Annotated in this window: 5 protein-coding genes; all 5 read left to right on the plus strand. The window is 70.4% G+C overall.

Going from position 1 to position 5,652, the window contains the following annotated elements:
- Positions 1–1,195: TldD/PmbA family protein (locus VFZ20_RS12440; protein WP_329684207.1), on the plus strand; the 1,195-nt coding region annotated here is incomplete at its 5' end.
- Positions 1,196–1,502: 307 nt separating this feature from the next.
- On the plus strand, positions 1,503–2,186 hold the full coding sequence (locus VFZ20_RS12445) for a TetR/AcrR family transcriptional regulator (protein ID WP_329684208.1): 684 nt from the start codon (positions 1,503–1,505) through the stop codon (positions 2,184–2,186).
- Positions 2,187–2,209: 23 nt separating this feature from the next.
- Positions 2,210–4,006, plus strand: coding sequence for a DUF885 domain-containing protein (locus VFZ20_RS12450; protein WP_329684209.1), 1,797 nt, complete (start codon positions 2,210–2,212; stop codon positions 4,004–4,006).
- Positions 4,007–4,186: 180 nt separating this feature from the next.
- Positions 4,187–4,750 (plus strand): type IV toxin-antitoxin system AbiEi family antitoxin domain-containing protein, encoded by a 564-nt coding sequence (locus tag VFZ20_RS12455; protein WP_329684210.1) that lies wholly within the window; start codon positions 4,187–4,189, stop codon positions 4,748–4,750.
- Positions 4,747–5,598: a nucleotidyl transferase AbiEii/AbiGii toxin family protein gene (locus tag VFZ20_RS12460; protein ID WP_329684211.1), complete on the plus strand. Its 852-nt coding sequence runs from the start codon at positions 4,747–4,749 to the stop codon at positions 5,596–5,598. Before VFZ20_RS12455 ends, VFZ20_RS12460 begins: the two co-directional genes overlap by 4 nt.
- The last annotated feature ends 54 nt before the right edge of the window (positions 5,599–5,652 follow it).

A 5,652-nucleotide genomic window follows, 5' to 3' on the forward strand; every position in this document is an offset into this window, starting at 1 on the left:
GTACGACGCCAACATCACCGTCACCAGCGCGTTCGGAAAGAAGGTCGCCTCGGCCACCACCAACGGCTTTGACGACGAGGCGCTGCGCCGGGTGGTGGAGACGTCGGAGCGCCTGGCGCGCCTGGTGCCCGAGGACCCCGAGTACCTGGGCGAGCTGCCGCCCCAGCAGTACCCCAGCGTGGAGCCGTACTTCGAGACGACGGCCGCGCTCACGCCCGAGGACCGCGCCCGCGCCGTGATGGCCGTGGCCGGCCCCGCGGCCCGGCAGGGGCTCGTCTCCACCGGCTTCCTGAACCACGCCACGACGTCCATGGCCGTGGCCAACAAGAAGGGCCTGTTCGCCTACGCCCGCGGCACGGGCGCCAGCCTGTCCACCACCGTGCGCACGGAAGACGGCACGGGGAGCGGCTGGGCCAGCGGCGCGGGCAACGACTGGAGCAAGCTCAACCTGGAAGACGTGGGCGCCCGCGCCATCCAGAAGGCCGAGGCCTCGCGCAACCCGCGCGCGGTGGAGCCGGGCGAGTGGACGGTGATCCTGGAGCCCACGGCCGTGGCCAACCTGGTGAGCCTGCTGGCGTTCGCCATGAACGCGCGCCAGGCGGACGAGGGCCGCTCGTTCTTCAGCAAGCAGGGCGGCGGCAACAAGATCGGCGAGAAGTTCATCGACGAGCGCATCAGCATCACGAGCGACCCGGCGGATCCGCGGGTGCCGTTCGCGCCGTTCGACTTCGAGGGGCTGCCCTCGGGCCGCGCCACGTGGGTGGAGAACGGCGTGCTGCGTGACCTGTTCTACGACCGGTTCTGGGCGCAAAAGAGCGGGCGCCAGCCCAACAGCTTCCCGGGCTCGTGGGCCATGACGGGCGGCAACGCCAGCATGGACGAGATGATCCGCGGCACGGAGCGTGGCCTGCTGGTGACGCGCATGTGGTACATCCGCCCCGTGGATCCGCGCACCATCCTGTTCACGGGCCTCACGCGCGACGGCACGTTCCTCATCGAGAACGGGCGCATCACGACGGCCGTCAAGAACCTGCGCTGGAACGAGTCGCCCATCTTTTTGCTCAACAACATCGAGCAGATGAGCGCGCCCGTGGCCGTGAGCGCGGATGACGGCGGCGAGGGCGGCGGCTCGGTGCTGGTGCCCGCCATCAAGGCCCGCGACTTCACGTTCAGCTCGCTGAGCGACGCGGTCTGACCCGCGGTACGAAGGTACGGAGTACGGAGGTACGTGGGGCTCGTGCAGCTCCGCGGCGTGTGTCTCGCCCGCGGAGGGCCCCCACCCCCCGGCCCCCGCTCCGCGGGGGGAGGGGGAGAACTACGGATCCGATGATTTCGTGCTCCGCTGCAGGTAGCTCGTAGACGTGTATACCCTCTCCCGCGCAGTTTGCGGGAGAGGGTGCGAGCGACAGCGAGCGGGTGAGGGCCCTTGCCGATCCGCTCGCGCACCCTTAAATCAGAATGCGATTCGCATTTTGGTTCGTCACACCCTCCGCCATCGCCCCATGCCCGAATCACCCGCACCCGCGCGACGGCCGCGGCAGCCGCGCAGCCGGCAGACGGAGGAGCGCATCCTCAGCGCGTTCTCCGAGCTGCTGCGCGAGGCGCGCTTCGAAGACGTGTCCGTGCAGCAGGTAGCCGGGCGCGCGGGCGTGTCCGTGGGCGGGTTCTACGCCCGCTTCGCCAGCAAGGACGACCTGCTGCTGCACGCGCTCTACGCCGGCTACGTCCGCGACGCGCTCGCCGAAGCCGAGCAGGTCTTTGCCCCCGGCCGGTGGGACGGCGCCCCGCTGGCGCCCATCGCCGAGGCGTACTTCGCCCTCATCCTGCGCGTGGGCGACACGCACTGGACGGTGCTGCGCGAGATGGTGCACCGCACGCGCGGCAACCCCGAGACGGTGCGCGACAGCTCCGCGTGGGCCGCGTTCCGTCAGGGCGTCCACGAGCCGTTCCGCCGCCTGCTGGCGGAACGGATGGACGAAGTGAAGCACCCCGATCCCGCGTTCGCCGTCCGCTTCGCCTTCAGCGCGTGCTCGTCGGCGCTGCGGGAAAGCGTGCTGTTCGGGCACATGGAGCCGTCCATGGGGCCCGTGGACGAGCGCACGATGGCGCGCGAGCTGGCGCGCCTGTTCTGCCGCTACCTGGACGTTCCCTTCCTCGCCGGAGCGGATTCAGCCCCGCCGGCGTGACCCACACACCCGAGCACCCTGCCATGAACGCCATCCCCGTGCGCGCCGGCCTGCGCGCGCTGTCCCTTGCCGCCGCCGCGGCCCTGGCATCCCCCGCGCTGGCGCAGAACGCGCCGGCCGCGTCCCCCTCCGCCCCGCCCGCCTCCGCCGAGGCCGCGCAGGTGCGCCGGATCGCGGACGACTACCTGGCCGCCGTCCTGGCCCGCTTTCCCGGCACGGCCGAGACACTGGGCACCGGGCCATCCGCGGACCGCTGGAACGACAACACGGTCGCCGCGCAGCAGGCGTGGGACCGCGAGCAGGACACCTACCTCGCCCGCCTGCGCGCGGTGGACGCGGACGCGCTGTTCGGCCAGCCGGAGTGGCTCATCCAGGGCATGCTGCGCGAGTCGCTGGAAGGCGACGCGGCCGCGCGCGCCTGCCGGTTCGAGCTGTGGGCCGTGGACCAGATCTTCGGCTGGCACATCGGCGTGGGCAACGACGCCGCCTCGGCGCGCGCCGAGACGCCGGACGACCGCGCGCGCACGCTGGCCCGCTGGCGCGACCTGCCCCGCTACGCCCGCGTGGAGATGGACAACCTGCGCACGGGCCTGGCCGCCGGGTACACGGCCCCGCGCGAGAACGTGCTCCGCGTGATCGACCAGCTGCAGGGGATGCTGGCGGATTCCGCCCAGGCGTCGCAGTTCTGGGCCCTGACGACGCGCTCGACGGACCCGGAGTACGTGCGTGAGTCGAGCGCCATCGTCCGCGACTCCGTCTACCCCGTCATGCGCGAGTACCTGCGCTTTCTGCGCGACGACTACCTGCCGCGCGCCCGCACGGACGTGGGCCTGTGGTCGCTGCCCAACGGCGAGGCGTGCTACCGCGGCGTTATCCGCCGGGCAACGTCGCTGGACGTGGCCCCCGCCGAGCTGGCGAGCATGGCGCGTTCGGCGCGGATGGAGCTGGAGGCGGAGCTTCGTCCCCTGGCCACGGCCGTCACGGGGCAGGCGGACCTGGGCACGGCGCGCGAGCAGATGCGGAGCGACCCGGCGTACTTCTTTGCCAGCCGCGAGGCCAAGCTGGAAGCCGCCCGCGCGCAGACGGACACGCTGCGCACGCTCATCCCCCGCGCGTTCTCGCGCGTGCCGGGCATCCCCATGGTGGTGGAGGCGGGGCCGGTGTACCAGGAGCGCTCGCGCCCCGGCGCGTGGTACGACAAGGCGCCCATGGACGGCTCGCGACCGGCCACCTTCTGGATCAACCTGGGCAACGCCGAGCGCAGCTCGCGCATGGACCTGGGCACGTCCACGGCGCACGAGGGGTGGCCGGGCCACCACCTGCAGATCGCGTGGACGCAGGAGCGCCCCGTGCCGCACCCCGTGATGCGGCTGCTGAGCACGTCGGCGTTCATCGAGGGGTGGGGGATGTACGCCGAGCGCGTGGCCGACGAGATCGGCGCGTTCGGCGACCCCATCATGCGCGCGGGCATCTACGCGCACCTCGCGGACGCGCTGGTGGCTCTGGAGATCGACCCCGGCATCCACGCGGGCCGCTGGACGCGCGAGCAGGCGGTGGATTCCATGATGTCCATCAGCCGCCGTCCCCGCGCCCAGGCCGAGGTCTACGCGGACCGCCACGCGGCCACGCCCGGCCAGCTGATCACGTACATGACGGGCTACCTGGAGATCGTGCGGCTGCGCGAGCAGGCCCGCCGCGCGCTGGGCGACCGCTTCGACATCCGCGCGTTCCACGATGTCGTCTTGGGCGACGGCGCCGTGACGCTGCCCATGCTGCGCGCCAAGGTGGAGCGCTGGATCGCGGAGACGAAGGGAGCGTAGGGCCGGCAGCAGGGCACATAGCCGAAAAGGCGCGGAGATTGGCTTTTCCGCGCCTTTTCGCATGTTTCGACTTGCCAAAAGGTACACATAACGTGTACTCTTCGTCAGAGAACGAGCCATGAAATCTCATGGCATTCATGCCGCTCAGTCAACGTTTTGTGTACCTTTTGCCAACCACCCATGCCTGGTGCAGCCCAGACGCGCATCTATGACCTGGCTTCGGAACAGAACGGGTACTTCACCGCTGTCCAGGCCAGGCTCGCGGGGATCACGAAGCAGGCGATCCACAACCTGACCACGCGCGGAAGCCTGGAGCGGGTAAGCCATGGCCTGTACCGCCTGGTTCATTTTCCGGACGGACCCATGGACCCGTACGTGGAAGCGACGCTCTGGCCCCTGTCGATCCGGGGGGTGATCTCGCACGAGACCGCGCTGGCCCTCTACGGGCTTTCCGATGCAAACCCCGCCAGGATCCACCTGACGGTCCCCCGAACCTGGCGCCTACGGCGGGAGGTGCCCAAACGGCTGGCTCTCCACCATATTGACCTCCATGAAGACGATGTGAATATTTACGAAGGTGTCCCCGTCACCACCCCCGAGCGGACCATCCGTGATTGCGACGCGGCCAGGCTCGGGGCTGCGCTGGTCCGCCAGGCGATCGTGGATGGACGGCGGACGGGGCACCTCCGCGTGCGTCAGGCACAGAAACTCGAACGCGAGCTCCTGGGAGGAACCGGACCATGACCAAGCCCGTGCGACCTCCCGCCTCCGAACGCACCCTCACGCGCTACGTGGTTGCGTACGCGCGCCGCGCCGATGCCGACGTAGCGCGCGTACGGCGGCTCGTGTCCTTCATGGCGCTCGCGGGTGCGCTCCGCCAGGCTCGGCGAGAGGAAGACGGCGGGCCGGCGTTCGTCGTGAAGGGTGGCGTGGCGCTGGAGCTCAGACTTCGGAACCAGGCACGCGCGACCCGGGACATGGACCTCATCCTCAACCGCGACGGCGGCGATCTCCTGCTGGAGCTCGAAGACCTGCTGGCCAGCCCGTACGAGGCGTTTACCTTTCGCCGCAAGGGGCGCGAGCACCGGATGCTGAACGGCGCCGTGCGCGTGAAGGTCCAGGTCTCGTACATGGGCCGCGAGTGGGGCACCGTGGAGGTGGACGTGGCACGCCGTGAGGGCGAGACGGAGGTGGAGCTCGTGCCCGGTCTTCCACTCCTCCAGGAATTCGGCCTCACGGGTCCGGACGACGTGGAGTGCCTGTCGCTGCGCCACCACGTCGCGCAAAAGCTGCACGGCATGACATTGCCCATGCCGGAAGGCCGTCAGAACGAACGCTTTCGCGATCTCGTGGACCTGCTGCTTCTCCGGCAGTTCATCGAGGATCACACGGCGCTGGCGTCCGCGTGCGCCGATGTTTTCGCGCGGCGGGGAACCCACGCGTGGCCGCCCGCGCTCGTCCCGCCGGAAGAGTGGCGCGAGCCGTTCGCGCGAATGGCTTCCGAGACGGACCTTCCCATCCAGGAGCTGGATGCCGCGGTTTCCGAGATCCGCGAGTGGATCGCCCTGATCGCGTCCGCCAGCCCTTCGTAGCCCCGCCTCCCTCCCCGCCCGCTCTCCCCCTCCGAACGCCGTCCCGATTCCCCC

The organism is Longimicrobium sp. (assembly GCF_036280135.1).
Taxonomy (GTDB): Bacteria; Gemmatimonadota; Gemmatimonadetes; order Longimicrobiales; family Longimicrobiaceae; genus Longimicrobium.